The organism is Campylobacter sp. 2014D-0258, assembly GCF_008000495.1.
In the GTDB taxonomy this organism is placed as follows: Bacteria; Campylobacterota; Campylobacteria; order Campylobacterales; family Campylobacteraceae; genus Campylobacter_D; species Campylobacter_D jejuni.
The window spans coordinates 1-13656 of record NZ_VOAR01000030.1 but is presented as its reverse complement, the minus strand read 5'-3'; the positions used below and the strand labels follow the sequence as shown (position 1 = coordinate 13656).

General features: G+C 29.6%; 17 protein-coding genes and 1 pseudogene. 16 read left to right on the top strand and 2 right to left on the bottom strand.

Going from position 1 to position 13656, the window contains the following annotated elements:
* The first annotated feature begins 9 nt into the window (after positions 1–9).
* The 16 genes from moaA to trxB all read left to right on the top strand — a co-directional run bounded on the left by moaA (position 10) and on the right by trxB (position 11566).
* The gene (moaA, locus tag SR62_RS08660; protein ID WP_002868437.1) at positions 10–972 is read left to right on the top strand and encodes a GTP 3',8-cyclase MoaA; all 963 of its coding nucleotides are present in this window, start codon (positions 10–12) and stop codon (positions 970–972) included.
* Positions 973–974: 2 nt separating this feature from the next.
* Positions 975–1718 carry a 7-carboxy-7-deazaguanine synthase QueE gene (locus tag SR62_RS08655; RefSeq protein WP_002851883.1) on the top strand — a complete coding sequence of 248 codons (744 nt, stop codon included), beginning with the start codon at positions 975–977 and terminating at the stop codon, positions 1716–1718.
* Positions 1715–2296 carry a 6-pyruvoyl trahydropterin synthase family protein gene (locus tag SR62_RS08650; RefSeq protein WP_002858675.1) on the top strand — a complete coding sequence of 194 codons (582 nt, stop codon included), beginning with the start codon at positions 1715–1717 and terminating at the stop codon, positions 2294–2296. The genes SR62_RS08655 and SR62_RS08650 overlap by 4 nt, the downstream gene beginning before the upstream one ends.
* Entirely contained in the window at positions 2296–2721 is a 426-nt protein-coding gene (locus SR62_RS08645; protein WP_002893101.1) for a c-type cytochrome, read from the top strand. Before SR62_RS08650 ends, SR62_RS08645 begins: the two co-directional genes overlap by 1 nt.
* Positions 2721–3128 (top strand): membrane protein, encoded by a 408-nt coding sequence (locus tag SR62_RS08640; RefSeq protein WP_002851635.1) that lies wholly within the window; start codon positions 2721–2723, stop codon positions 3126–3128. Before SR62_RS08645 ends, SR62_RS08640 begins: the two co-directional genes overlap by 1 nt.
* Before the next feature lies 1 nt (position 3129).
* Positions 3130–3786: a 16S rRNA (uracil(1498)-N(3))-methyltransferase gene (locus SR62_RS08635; protein ID WP_002851903.1), complete on the top strand. Its 657-nt coding sequence runs from the start codon at positions 3130–3132 to the stop codon at positions 3784–3786.
* 78 nt (positions 3787–3864) lie between these two features.
* Complete coding sequence (gene rpmE / locus SR62_RS08630; protein ID WP_002851603.1) at positions 3865–4065, top strand: 50S ribosomal protein L31; 201 nt, start codon at positions 3865–3867, stop codon at positions 4063–4065.
* 2 nt (positions 4066–4067) lie between these two features.
* Complete coding sequence (rsmI, locus tag SR62_RS08625) at positions 4068–4892, top strand: 16S rRNA (cytidine(1402)-2'-O)-methyltransferase (protein ID WP_002880851.1); 825 nt, start codon at positions 4068–4070, stop codon at positions 4890–4892.
* A gap of 13 nt (positions 4893–4905) precedes the next feature.
* Positions 4906–5589, top strand: coding sequence for a 23S rRNA (guanosine(2251)-2'-O)-methyltransferase RlmB (rlmB, locus tag SR62_RS08620; RefSeq protein WP_147502358.1), 684 nt, complete (start codon positions 4906–4908; stop codon positions 5587–5589).
* Complete coding sequence (locus tag SR62_RS08615; protein WP_002857583.1) at positions 5582–6520, top strand: membrane protein; 939 nt, start codon at positions 5582–5584, stop codon at positions 6518–6520. Before rlmB ends, SR62_RS08615 begins: the two co-directional genes overlap by 8 nt.
* On the top strand, positions 6514–7320 hold the full coding sequence (locus SR62_RS08610) for a hypothetical protein (RefSeq protein ID WP_002857300.1): 807 nt from the start codon (positions 6514–6516) through the stop codon (positions 7318–7320). The genes SR62_RS08615 and SR62_RS08610 overlap by 7 nt, the downstream gene beginning before the upstream one ends.
* 11 nt (positions 7321–7331) lie before the next feature.
* Positions 7332–8534 carry an LL-diaminopimelate aminotransferase gene (locus tag SR62_RS08605; protein ID WP_002893100.1) on the top strand — a complete coding sequence of 401 codons (1203 nt, stop codon included), beginning with the start codon at positions 7332–7334 and terminating at the stop codon, positions 8532–8534.
* A gap of 3 nt (positions 8535–8537) precedes the next feature.
* Positions 8538–9785, top strand: coding sequence for a homoserine dehydrogenase (locus SR62_RS08600; protein WP_002880854.1), 1248 nt, complete (start codon positions 8538–8540; stop codon positions 9783–9785).
* Positions 9785–10123 carry a YraN family protein gene (locus SR62_RS08595; RefSeq protein ID WP_002851874.1) on the top strand — a complete coding sequence of 113 codons (339 nt, stop codon included), beginning with the start codon at positions 9785–9787 and terminating at the stop codon, positions 10121–10123. Before SR62_RS08600 ends, SR62_RS08595 begins: the two co-directional genes overlap by 1 nt.
* A 56-nt stretch (positions 10124–10179) precedes the next feature.
* Positions 10180–10494 carry a thioredoxin gene (gene trxA / locus SR62_RS08590; protein WP_002778629.1) on the top strand — a complete coding sequence of 105 codons (315 nt, stop codon included), beginning with the start codon at positions 10180–10182 and terminating at the stop codon, positions 10492–10494.
* 133 nt (positions 10495–10627) lie between these two features.
* A complete protein-coding gene (gene trxB, locus SR62_RS08585) occupies positions 10628–11566 on the top strand; it encodes a thioredoxin-disulfide reductase (RefSeq protein ID WP_002851648.1) in 939 nt (312 codons plus the stop codon).
* A gap of 37 nt (positions 11567–11603) precedes the next feature.
* Here trxB and SR62_RS08580 read toward each other — a convergent pair whose 3' ends face one another.
* Together SR62_RS08580 and SR62_RS08575 are read right to left on the bottom strand one after the other, a co-directional pair.
* Positions 11604–13385, bottom strand: coding sequence for a PhoX family protein (locus SR62_RS08580; protein WP_100608246.1), 1782 nt, complete (start codon positions 13383–13385; stop codon positions 11604–11606).
* Between the two features lie 134 nt (positions 13386–13519).
* Positions 13520–13656: pseudogene (locus tag SR62_RS08575) on the bottom strand (methyl-accepting chemotaxis protein); the annotation flags it as partial.

The following is a 13656-nucleotide window of genomic DNA, read 5'->3' as shown; positions in this document are numbered from 1 at the left end:
GGAAAATAAATGCTTATAGATCAATTCGGTAGAAAGATAAATTATCTTAGAATTTCAGTTACACAAAGATGTAACTTTCGCTGCCTTTATTGTATGCCAAAAATTCCTTTCGATTATCAGCCAAAAGAAAATTTATTAAGCTTTGAAGAACTTTTTTTATTTGTTAAAGCAGCTATAGACGAAGGAATTGAAAAAATCCGTATAACAGGTGGGGAACCTTTATTAAGAAAAGATTTAAGTATTTTTATAAAAATGATTAGCGATTATAAAAGCGATATTGACCTTGCTATAACTACAAATGGATTTTTACTAAAAGACTTTGCTAAAGACCTAAAAAATGCTGGACTTAAACGACTTAATATTTCACTTGATACCCTAGATCACAAAAAAGCAAAAACTCTTGCGCAAAAAGATGTATTAGATAGTGTTTTATCTGGAATTGATGAAGCTTTAAATCTAGATTTGAAAGTAAAACTTAATACTGTAGCTCTTAAAAATTTAAACGATGATGAACTGATATCTCTTTTGGAATTTGCAAAATCAAAAAAAGCTCAAATTCGCTTTATAGAATTTATGGAAAATACTCATGCTTATGGTAAATTACAAGGATTAAAAAGAGATGAAATTATACAAATTTTGAGTCAAAAATATCAAATTCAACTTATAAAAAAAGATGAAAAAGCACCTGTGAGTATTTACAAGGCAGATGATTATGAATTTGGAATTATAGATCCTCATAGCCATGAATTTTGCGATTCTTGCAATCGCATACGCTTAAGTGCTGAAGGCTTGTTAATACCTTGCCTTTATTTTGATGAAGCATTAAGCATAAAAGAAGCGGTTCGAAAAGGTGATATTAAAGCCGCTGTAGAAATATTACAAGAAGTATTAAGAAATAAACCAGAAAAAAATAAATGGAGTGTTGTTGATAATGAAACCTCATCTCGTGCTTTTTATCAAACTGGAGGTTAATTTTGCAACTTGTTGAAAGTTTCTTAAGCATTCAAGGAGAAGGCAAATATAATGGAAAATTAGCTATTTTTATGCGTTTTGCTGGTTGCAATTTCAACTGTTTAGGTTTTAATGTAAAAATATCAAAAAACGATAAAACTCTCATTGGATGTGACACGATAAGAGCTGTTTTCACAAAAGATTTTAAAGAAAGTTATGAAACTTTAAATGCTAATGAACTTTTAAAAAGAGTGATAAAATTAAAAAAAGACTTTGATCCTATAGTTGTTATCACAGGTGGAGAGCCATTAATCCATTATGAAAATCCTGAATTTATAGAATTTATCCAAATGTTATTAAAAAATAAATTCGAAATACACTTTGAAAGCAATGGAAGCATAGAAATTGATTTTGATAGATATCCTTTTTACAAAGAATGTATTTTTGCTTTAAGCGTTAAACTCCAAAATAGTGGGATAAAAAAAGATAAACGATTAAATTTTAAAGCTTTAAAAGCATTTAAAAATTACGCAAAAGATAGTTTTTATAAATTTGTTTTAGATGCCAATACTCTTGATAATTCATTTTTAGAAATCAATGAAATTCTAAAAGAAGCTCCAAATCAAATTTTTTGTATGCCTATGGGTGAAAATGAGCAAAACCTTAAAAAAAATGCTCAAAAAATTGCTGAATTTTGTATTAAGAATGGTTATAATTATTCTGATAGAATTCATATTCGTCTTTGGAACGATAAAGAGGGTGTATGATTATAAGAAAATTATTTGAATTTGAAAACGCACACATTGTTAGATTTTGTTCTTCTAAGCGTTGCAAAAGTAGCATTCATGGACATTCTTACAAAGTTGAAGTTTTACTTGAAAGCAAATATTTAGATAATGCTGGAATGGTCTATGATTTTGGACTTTTAAAAACCTATATACGCCAAATTATTGATAGTTTTGATCATGCTATCACTCTTTTTAAATATGATGACGCAAAATATTTAGAAGAAATGAAAAAATATTCAAGTCGTTGGATTTGCCTGCCTGTTAATGTAAGTGCTGAAAATTTTTGTCGTGTATTTTTCATACTTATAGATGCTTTATTAAAACAAACAAAAATGGTAAATGGAGAACAAGGAGTGACTTTACAAAGCATCATTGTTCATGAAACAAGAACAGGCTATGCACAAGGTTTTAGAGAAGATGCCTATAGTGAGCTAATGCCAAAAATTTCACTTCAAGACATAGAATTTTCCAATGGCATTAAAGCAGAATGGAATGATATAGATTTTTATAACAAATTAAAAAATGAAGAAATTTTTATAAATCCAAAGGAGATTTAATGCAAAAAGCTAAAATTTTAATTACCTTAAGTTTTTTTTTATTAGTTTTATCTGCCTGTTCTAATGATGAAAAAAATATTTCCAAGACTCAAAATACAGATCAAGAAGTAGTCCAAATAGAACAAAACGATGAAAAAACAGAATTAAGTGACTCCAACCTGCCTTTACCTGTAGATGATGAAGCACAAAGTTCAAATGATGAACATGAAGTCAATCCTAGTATTATCAACTCTTTATATAAACAAAAATGCGCCACTTGTCATGGAGAAAAAGGGGAATTAAAACCTAAAAACAGCACGGCCATTAAAACCTTGAGCAATAAAATTTTTATACAAAAAATAAAAACGATAAAAGATAAAAACCATAGTTTTTTAAGTGATGAACAAATTCAAAATTTAGCTGATTTTATAAACAAAGGAAAATAATGGATCAAAGTTACGAATTCTTTTTAGCTTTACATCTTTATAGTCTTTATGCGAGCGGTTTTTTAATGCTTTTTTATCTTATACTAACACAAGGAAATTTTAAAACCGAATTCATTTTTATTCGCAGAATACGATTATTTTTACCAATTTATTATTTATTTTTAGCTTTGATTATTTTTACAGGTTGTTTGTTATCAGCAATGAAACAATTTCAAATGAATGTCAATATCTGGGTAATGATTTTTTCTTGGATCTTAATTTTTGCCTTAGCAATTTTTCACTTTGTTTGTTTTAAAAAAGCAAGAAGATTTAGAAAATATGCCACTTTTAGATGGATTAGTTGTTTGATTTTACCTTTTGAAATTTTTTTATTGTTTTTGCCTTTTTTAATAGAAAGATATCTATAAAATGCAATTTTTGTATAACAAGCAAGCTGGAGAAGAGTTTATACAACTTCAAGGTGAAAACTTTAACCATTTAAAAGTAAGAAGAGTAAAGGAAAATTCGGAGCTAAATCTTAGAAATTTACAAGATAATTTTCTTTACAACTATACAATCACAAATTTAACAAGAAATTCTTGCACTTTAAAATTTTTAAACAAAAAATCACAAAATATAAAACAAAGTGAATTAAACTTAGCCTTAGCCATTATAGATATTAAAATTTTAGAAAAAACTCTACCTTTCTTAAATGAACTTGGAGTAAAAAAGTTACATTTGGTTTTTACAAATTTTTCACAAAGAAATTTTAAAATCGATTTAGAAAGATTTGAAAAAATCATTATTTCTTCTTGTGAACAATGCGGTAGAAATACTAAAATGGATTTAATTATCCACCAAAGCACTCAAGAATTTGTTCAAAAATTTCCAAATGCAATTATGGTTGATTTTCAAGGAGAACAACAAAGTCATTTCGATGAAAAAGAATTATATTTTATAGGTCCTGAAGGTGGATTTAACAATGATGAGAGATTATTGTTTAACCGGAAAATCTCTCTTAAAAGCTCTAATATTCTAAAAAGTCAAACAGCTATTATAGCTATAGCTTCAAAAATTTTGCTTTAACTTTTCTTAAATTAATCTCTTTTTTATGTTAAATAATTTATAATCACGGCTTATTGTTTTAATTTTTAAGGAAAACTAATGAAAAAAGAAATTCACCCAGAATATGTAGAATGCAAAGTAAGTTGTGCTTGTGGAAATACTTTTACAACAAAGTCAAACAAAGCAGAATTAAGAGTAGATATTTGTTCAAATTGCCATCCTTTTTTTACAGGCAGTGAAAAAATTGTAGATGCTGCAGGTCGTGTAGAAAAATTTAAGAAAAAATACGCAATGCAATAATTATGCTTTATTTTATTCCTACTCCCATAGGAAATTTAAGCGATATTTCTTTTAGAGCCTTAGAACTTTTAAAGACTTGCGATCTTGTGTTTTGCGAAGATACAAGAGTAAGTAAGTCTTTGATTTCGTTATTAAATACCAAATTTCACACTGATATACATATTTCTAAATTTATAGCCTTACACTCCCATAATGAAAAAGAAGTTTTAGCAAGTATTGATTTAAAGATATTTGAAAAAAATGTAGCTTATTTAAGCGATGCAGGAATGCCAGGGATTAGTGATCCTGGCAAGGCTTTGGTAGAATTTGCACAAGAAAATAATATCACCTATGAAATTTTACCAGGTGCAAATGCAGCCTTAGTTGCTCTTGTAAGCTCAGCATTTTGTCAAAAAGAATTTATCTTTATTGGTTTTTTAGCAAATAAAGGCAAAGAAAGACAAAAAGACATAGAAAAAATTTTAAACCTTCCTTATCCAAGTATTATTTACGAATCCCCCAAGCGTATTTTATCTTTAGTAGAACAAATTATGATTCTAGACAGCCAAAGAGAAATTTTTTTGATTAAAGAAATCAGTAAAAAATTTGAAAAAAAATTTAAAGGCAATGCTAAAGAGCTTTTTGAAATTTTAAAAAAGTCTAATTTAAACGGTGAATGGGTTGTAGTACTGCAATCAAAAGAGCAAAATTTTTTGCAAAATACTCTTTGTGAAAAAGATATTATGGATTTAGAGCTGCCTTTAAAAGCAAAAGCAAAATTATTATCAAAGATCAATGAAAAAAATGCAAAAGAAATTTATCAAAAACTGCTTTTAAGTCAAGATTAGGTAAAATTTTAATATGATAGTTTATGGGAAGCAAATATTTTTTTATATTTTAGAATATCATAAAGACTGTATCAATGAGCTTTATTTAGCAAAAGAATGTGATAAAACTACTTTTTCCAAAATCGCAAAATCAGGTTTTAAAATCAAAAAACTTGATTTTAAAACTGCTCAAGCTTATGCGAAAGGTGGAAATCATCAAGGTTTTTTGCTAGATATTAAAGAAAGTTCTTTTGCGAATTTAAATGAGATCAAAAAAAATGATTTTATTGTTATGCTTTATGGAATTAGCGATGTAGGAAATATAGGGGCTATCACGCGTACAGCTTATGCTTTAGGGGTTGGGGCTTTAATTTTTATTGGTGAAAAATTAACCATGGAAGGAATAATTCGCACAAGCAGCGGAGCGGCTCTTGATTTACCTATTGTGATAAGCAACGATGCTTTAAGTGTAATAAATGAACTAAAACAAGTAGGTTTTTATTTTTATGCGAGTGATGGCTCGGGAAAAGAAATTCACAGTGTAAAAATAAACAATGGTAAAAAAGTTTTAGTTTTGGGTAGTGAGGGTTTTGGTTTAAGCTCTAAAATTGTAAAAAAATGCGATGAATGTGTGGGCATTGCGATGAAAAATAATTTTGATAGTCTTAATGTCAGCGCTGCCTTTGCAATACTTTGTGATAGGATGTTAAATGCTTAATTGGAAAAAAATACAAGAATTAAATTTAAAAGAAGTTGCAGCAAAAACGCAAATTGAACTTGATTTTCTTGAAGCTTTAGTAGAAAAGAATTTTGCTGTTTTAAGTCGTTTTAATGTTAAAGGTTTTGTTAAAATTTTGAGCAGAGAATACGAACTCGACTTTAGTGATTTTAACGAAGAGTATGAAGCTTATCTTAACGAAAACAATCCTACTCCACAAACAAAATCAAAAATGATAACCCCAAAACTAGATGCTTATAGTCAAAAATCCTCTAACGCTTGGCCTTTTTTGATTGTTCTTATTGTTTTAGTGATTATAGGAAGTGGAATTTATTATTTTGATACACTTAAAACTTTTTTCAAAGATGAACAAAATAATACTAGTGCAACAGTTATAGATATCATAGGACAAGCACAAGAAAATTTAAAATCTTTAGGTGGAAACAATGTTGTTGTTATAGACAACAATAAAGCACAAGAAACAAATCAAACAGAGAGCGTTTTACCAAGCCAAAACATCTCATTACAAGAAAATGATAAAAACATAAGCATAGAAAATAATATCAGTGAAAATAACACAACCCTACTCGATGAAGAAAAAAATACCCAAATCCAAGAAGACACCAATACACCAAAAACTGATTCTTTAAAAGAAGCACATTTTAAAACCTCTACCAAGATTTGGATAGGTTTAATAGATTTAAAAAGTCTTAAAAAAACAAGCTTTGTTAAAGAAAAAGATTTTAATATTTCTTTAGATAAAGATCAGTTAATTTTAACAGGGGCTGCAGCTTTAACAATGTTTGATCAAGAAAATAAAGAACAAAAATTTCCTGCAGGAATTTCAAAACGTTTCTTGATTAAAGATGGAAAAATTACAAGTATTTCAGCTGCTGAATTTGTAAAATTAAATAAAGGTAAAGAATGGTAAAAAAAATTATTATTCTTACTCTTTGGGTTAATATATCTTTTGCAATCTCAAGTCTTGAATTAGCAAAAAATTTAGTAAACAATCCTAGTAAAAATTCTCAACTAGAATTATTATTTTCAAATAATTCTTACATAGATAATAATGGAAATTGTGATATTGCAAAAATATCTCAAATATTAAAAACCAATTCTTTAATTGCCTTAACACTATCAAATCCTCAAAGTCTAAGACTAAATTTTAAAGCAAAAGCTGATGAAGTTATGTTTTTTAAAATTTTATCCGATGTTTTAACAGATGCTGGATATATATATTTTATCCCTACAGATTTGATTTTAAGAGAAGGAAATATTGACTATACCATACAAGTAGAATCTCAATATGTTTTAGATCCTGGAACGCTTTACAATCTCTTAAAAGAAAATTCTGTCTATATAAATAATATTAAGCGTATTGGGGCATATGACTATGAATATGATTTAAATTTTTCCAATGCTGTATTAAAAACCAATACAAATGTTAATTTAAATACTCCAAAATCATTAGAAAAGCCCCTTAAAGACTATGTGCTTGATTTAAAAAATGCTACAAATTTGATTATTGATGCAAATGATTTAGACAATTGGTTTCCTAAAATCTTCTTTTTAGATAAAAATCTAAATCTAATTAAAGCAGTAAAAAGCGAAAATAAAAATAATCATTTTTCAGAACTTATTCCAAATGGTGCTATATATGCTATTGTAAGCGATATGTATAGTTTAGATAATATACGCAGGGGTTTAAAAATCACACTTAAAAAATAAAGGATTAAGAAATGTTTGATGAAATCCGTTTTAATACCATAGAAAGACTTCCAAATTATGTTTTCGCAGAAGTAAATGCGATAAAAATGGCAGCAAGACGTGCTGGAGAGGATATCATCGACTTTTCAATGGGAAATCCCGATGGTAAAACTCCACAACACATTATAGATAAACTTTGTGAAAGTGCTAACAAAGATAAAACCTCGGGATATTCTACATCCATGGGGATTTATAAACTTCGCTTAGCAGTTTGTAATTGGTATAAAAGAAAATATAATGTCAATTTAGATCCTGAAAATGAAGTTGTAGCTACCATGGGTTCAAAAGAGGGTTTTGTAAATCTTGCAAGAGCGATTATAAATCCTGGAGATGTTGCTATTGTGCCAACTCCTGCTTATCCTATACATACTCAAGCTTTTATTATAGCAGGAGGTAATGTAGCAAAAATGCCTTTAGCTTATAATGAAAAATTTGAGCTTGATGAAAATCAATTTTTTGAAAATTTGCATAAAACTTTAAATGAAAGCATCCCGCGTCCAAAATATGTCGTTGTTAATTTCCCGCATAATCCAACAACAGTAACTTGTGAGAAAAGTTTTTATGAAAGATTGATAGCAACGGCAAAAAAAGAAAGATTTTATATTATTTCAGATATTGCTTATGCAGATTTAACTTATGATGACTATAAAACTCCTTCTATTTTGGAAATTGAAGGTGCAAAAGATGTAGTGGTAGAAACTTACACTCTTTCAAAATCTTACAATATGGCAGGTTGGCGTGTAGGTTTTGTAGTAGGAAATAAACGCTTAGTCAGTGCGCTTAAAAAAATAAAATCTTGGTTTGATTATGGTATGTACACACCTATTCAAGTAGCAGCTACCATAGCTTTAGATGGAGATCAAACTTGTGTGGATGAAATCCGTGCAACTTATGATAAAAGAATGCACATTTTACTTGAAGCTTTTGAAAATGCAGGCTGGAAACTTCAAAAACCAAGAGCAAGTATGTTTGTTTGGGCAAGACTCCCTGAAAGCAAAAGGCATTTAAAAAGTTTAGAATTTTCAAAGCAACTTTTACAACGCGCTAGTGTTGCAGTAAGTCCTGGGGTAGGTTTTGGCGAAGCAGGTGATGAGTATGTAAGAATTGCTTTAATTGAAAATGAAAATCGCATACGTCAAGCTGCACGCAATATCAAAAAATATTTAAAAGAATAAGTTATGAAAGTAGCGATTCTTGGTTATGGCACTGTTGGAAGTGCAGTGGTTAAATTTCTTTTAGAAAATGATAAACTCATTCGTGCAAGATGTGGACAAAGTATCACTCCTGTGATCGCTCTTGCTAGAAGTCCCAAAAAAAATGCTTTAATTCCAATTACTCACAGTGTTGAAGAAATTTTAAATGCTGATGTAGATGTTTTTGTAGAATTAATGGGTGGGGTGGATGAAGCTTTTAAAATAGTGAGTGAAATTTTAAAAAAGAAAAAAGCCGTTGTTACTGCAAATAAAGCTATGCTTGCTTATCATCGTTATGAACTTGAAAATTTGGCTAAAAATTTAGCTTTTGGTTATGAAGCAAGTGTGGCTGGAGGAATTCCTATTATCAAGGTTTTAAAAGAAGGTTTAAGTGCAAATAATATTTTGGCTATAAAAGGGATTTTAAATGGCACGAGTAATTATATTTTAAGTTCTATGAGTCAAAAAAATATGAGTTTTGAACAAGCCTTACAAATAGCTCAAAATTTAGGTTATGCAGAGGCTGATCCAACTTTTGACATAGAAGGACAAGATGCAGCACATAAACTGCTTGTTTTATCAAGTATCGCTTATAATCTTAAAGCTAAACCTGAAGATATTTTGATCGAGGGTATTAGTGAAATTGCACCTGAAGATATGTATTTTGCTAATGAGTTTGAATTTACCATAAAACTTTTAGGTATAGCTAAGGTGCGTGAAAATAAAGTAGAATTAAGAGTGCATCCTACTATGATAGATAAAGAAAAAATGCTTGCAAAAGTTGATGGAGTGATGAATGCTATAAGCATTAATGGAGATTTGTTGGGTGAAAGTTTGTATTATGGAGCAGGAGCAGGAGGAGAGGCTACTGCAAGTGCTGTGATTTCAGATCTTATGGATATAGCAAGAGATCAGGTAAAAGCACCAATGCTTGGTTTTGTGAATACTTTAGAATACGAGCTTTTAAGCAAAGATGAAATTTATACAAAATATTATTTAAGGGTGAAAGTTGAAGATAAAATAGGGATTTTATCTAAAATCACACAATTGATGAGTGAAAATAATATTTCTATCGATAGTTTTTTACAAAAACCTAAAAAAAATGATGAAAATTACAGTACTTTGTTTTTTACTACACATTTAACTTATGAAAAAAGCATACAAAATTTGCTTGAAATTTTACGCAAACAAGATTTTATAAAAACCAAGCCTTTTATGATGCGTATAGAATAATGGGTGTAAAAGCTTATTTAGATGGAATTTTAGGGGAAGATAAGGCTTGTAAATTTTTAAAAAAACAGGGCTTTGAAATTTTAAAAAGAAATTTCCATTCTAAATTTGGAGAAATCGATATAATAGCCAAAAAAGATGAAATTTTACATTTTATAGAGGTTAAATTTACTCAAAATGATTATGAAGTTTCCGAGCGTTTGGATAGAAAAAAACTTGAAAAAATTTTAAAAACTATAGAATTTTATCATCTTAAAAATGGAATTTCATCGGATTTTCAGATTGATCTGATTTGCATTAAAAATGATGTGATACAATTTTGCGAAAATATAAGTTTTTAAGCTGATATTTAAAAAAATAAAATACAATTAGACAAAAATTAAAGAAAGGAAAAATTATGGGAAAATATATTGAATTAACAAGTGATAATTTTGCTCAAGCAAAAGAAGGTGTAGCTTTAGTTGATTTTTGGGCTCCATGGTGCGGACCTTGTAGAATGCTTGCTCCAGTTATTGATGAACTTGCAAATGACTTTGATGGTAAAGCTAAAATTTGCAAAGTAAATACAGATGAACAAGGTGATTTAGCAGCTGAATTTGGTGTTCGCTCTATTCCTACACTTATTTTCTTTAAAAATGGTGAGGTTGTAGATCAACTCGTTGGTGCACAATCTAAACAAGCAATTAGCGATAAATTAAACTCTTTGCTATAAACTAAAGGCTAGTATAACTAGCCTTCTTCTTAAAAATTTCAAATTTATACTAAATAATAATTTTTATTAACTACTATTAAGAATAATTTTTATATCATTATTAATAATAAAATTCAATATAAAGGAAATATAAATGTTAGATGTAGCAATCATAGGTGGAGGTCCTGCTGGACTTAGTGCCGGACTTTATGCAACTAGAGGTGGACTTAAAAATGTAGTAATGTTTGAAAAAGGTATGCCTGGTGGACAAATTACCTCAAGTTCTGAGATAGAAAATTATCCAGGTGTAGCCCAAGTTATGGATGGAATTTCTTTTATGGCTCCTTGGAGTGAACAATGTATGCGTTTTGGTTTAAAACATGAAATGGTTGGAGTAGAACAAATTTTAAAAAATAGTGATGGAAGTTTTACCATCAAATTAGAAGGTGGTAAAACAGAACTTGCTAAAGCTGTGATAGTTTGTACAGGCTCAGCTCCAAAAAAAGCAGGTTTTAAGGGCGAAGATGAATTTTTTGGAAAAGGTGTAAGCACTTGTGCAACTTGTGATGGATTTTTTTATAAAAATAAAGAAGTTGCAGTTTTAGGTGGTGGAGATACGGCTTTAGAAGAAGCTTTATATCTAGCAAATATTTGTTCTAAGATTTATCTTATCCACCGCAGAGATGAGTTTAGAGCAGCTCCATCTACAGTAGAAAAAGTTAAGAAAAACGAAAAAATAGAACTCATTACTAGCGCAAGTGTAGATGAAGTATATGGCGATAAAATGGGTGTTGCTGGAGTAAAAGTAAAATTAAAAGATGGTAGTATTAGAGATTTAAATGTTCCAGGAATTTTTACTTTTGTTGGTCTTAACGTAAGAAATGAAATTTTAAAACAAGACGATAGTAAGTTTTTATGCAATATGGAAGAAGGTGGGCAAGTAAGTGTTGATCTTAAAATGCAAACTAGCGTTGCTGGACTTTTTGCCGCAGGGGACCTTAGAAAAGATGCGCCTAAGCAAGTTATTTGTGCTGCAGGTGATGGAGCTGTAGCTGCATTAAGTGCTATGGCTTATATAGAAAGCTTGCATTAAGATTTTATAAAGTTGCTAAAAGCAACTTTATTTTTATTTAGCTTCCTATCACTCCACCATCAAGTTTTCTTATCATTATTACACTCGATCTTGGTGTTTTTCCATAAGGAAAAGTACTACCTTTTAAACCTTCTCCTGGATGTTGTATGCCTACAAACATTGTAGTATAATCCTCACTAAAAGCAATCCCTGTTAATTCACAAGCAATAGGCCCTGTTAAAAAGCGTCTGATTTCCCCTGTTTTTGGATTTGCTGCTAGCATGCAGTTATTTCCTATACCTTCGTATTCATCTTTATTAGAATAAGATCCATCTGTTTGTATCCAAAGTCTTCCATCTCTATCAAATTTAAGTCCATCAGGAGAATTGAATTTATTTTCACTTGTAATATTATTTGAGCCTTTATATAAGCCTTGTTGGTTATCAGGATTTCCAGCAAGAGCAAAAATTTCCCAAGTAAAATCATCGTCTTTATGAGAATTTTTTGGCATCCATTTTAAAATTTGTCCATAAACATTTTTAGTCCTTGGATTTGCTGCATTAGGTTCTTGGCGATTTTTGTTGTTCGTTAGTGTTGCAAATACCTCTTTAGAACCACTTTGTTTATGGCTTGCTATCCATTCACATCTATCCATAGGAGTTGCACCTACAATGCTTGCAGCAAGACGCGTATTGATGAGTACTTGAGCTTGAGACTTAAAACCATTTTTTTCATCTAAGCTGTTTTTGCCATATTCTAAAGCTATCCATTTTCCCTGTCCTTTAAAATCTCCCACCTTGCCATTAAACTGTCCTACATACAAAATACCTTCATCTAAAATTTTACTTGTATCAGCACCTTTTTTGTATTTATGTTTGCTAACAAATTTATAAATAAATTCATTCATCTCATCATCACCCATATAAACTATAACAGAACCATCTTTTTCTACGATAATTTCTGCATTTTCATGTTTAAAACGCCCTAAAGAAGTTCTTTTAACAGGTGTGCTTTTTGCATCAAAAGGATTGATTTCCACTATCCAACCAAAACGATTGGCTTCATCGATATTTTTAGCTAAATCAAATCTTTCATCAAATTTCTCCCATCCATAAAGACTAGTTTTGTTAAATCCATAGCGTTTAAGAGAGTCATTAAATTCTAGATTTTCATCTGAACTTCCAAAAAAATTTTCAAAATTTTCTTCACAGGTGATATAAGTTCCCCAAGGTGTTTGTCCATTTGCACAATTTGCAAAAGTTCCATGAACAAATTTTTCATTTTTTAAAACTTCTTTTTTAGCTGCTCCACTTACTTGCATTTTAGTGTTTGCATCGATTCTGCGGTTATACTTAGAGTCTAAAACCACAGTCCAATCATCACCCTTTTTTTCGATTTCTAAGATACTCACACCCACGCTGGCTTGCTCATATAAAACATCTTCTTTGCTTAAATTTTTACCATGATGATTAAACATGATTTCAGGATTTATATATTCATTATTAACGGCTAAAATTCCTCTGTTTTTTGAAAGTGGAAAAAAACTCATACCATCATTGTCATCTCCAAAAACCAAATGAGCATTTTTAACTGCATTCATATCGATGATTTTATTTTCATCATAAGGTTTTGCTTTACTAAAAAGTGGATCACCCCAAGAAATTAAAACCTTTGCTTCATAACCTTGCGGTACTATAACTTTATCTTGTGTGCTTGCACTAACAGCTTTAAAACCTAACAAATTCTTATCCTTAAGCATAACAGCACTTAAATTTGAACTTGCAAAAAAAGCCACCATAGAACCTAAAGCTGAACCTTTTAAAAACAATCTTCTTTCCATTTGTTTTTACTCCATATTAAAATTTAAAACAATGGAAGTATAAAAATATTTGGAAACTTTTTAGAAACTTTGATGAAAAATTTAAATTGAAGGAAAAATTTATACCTAGTTTTTTACTAGGTATAAATGATTAATTAAAACCTTTTCTTCTTAACATCTTCTAAGATATTATTAGCTATATCACTTACTGTACTAGAAATAATAGCTGATTCATTAGCAATTTCAACATTATCTTTAGTAGTTTGATCAATTTGAGCTACGCTATCATTGA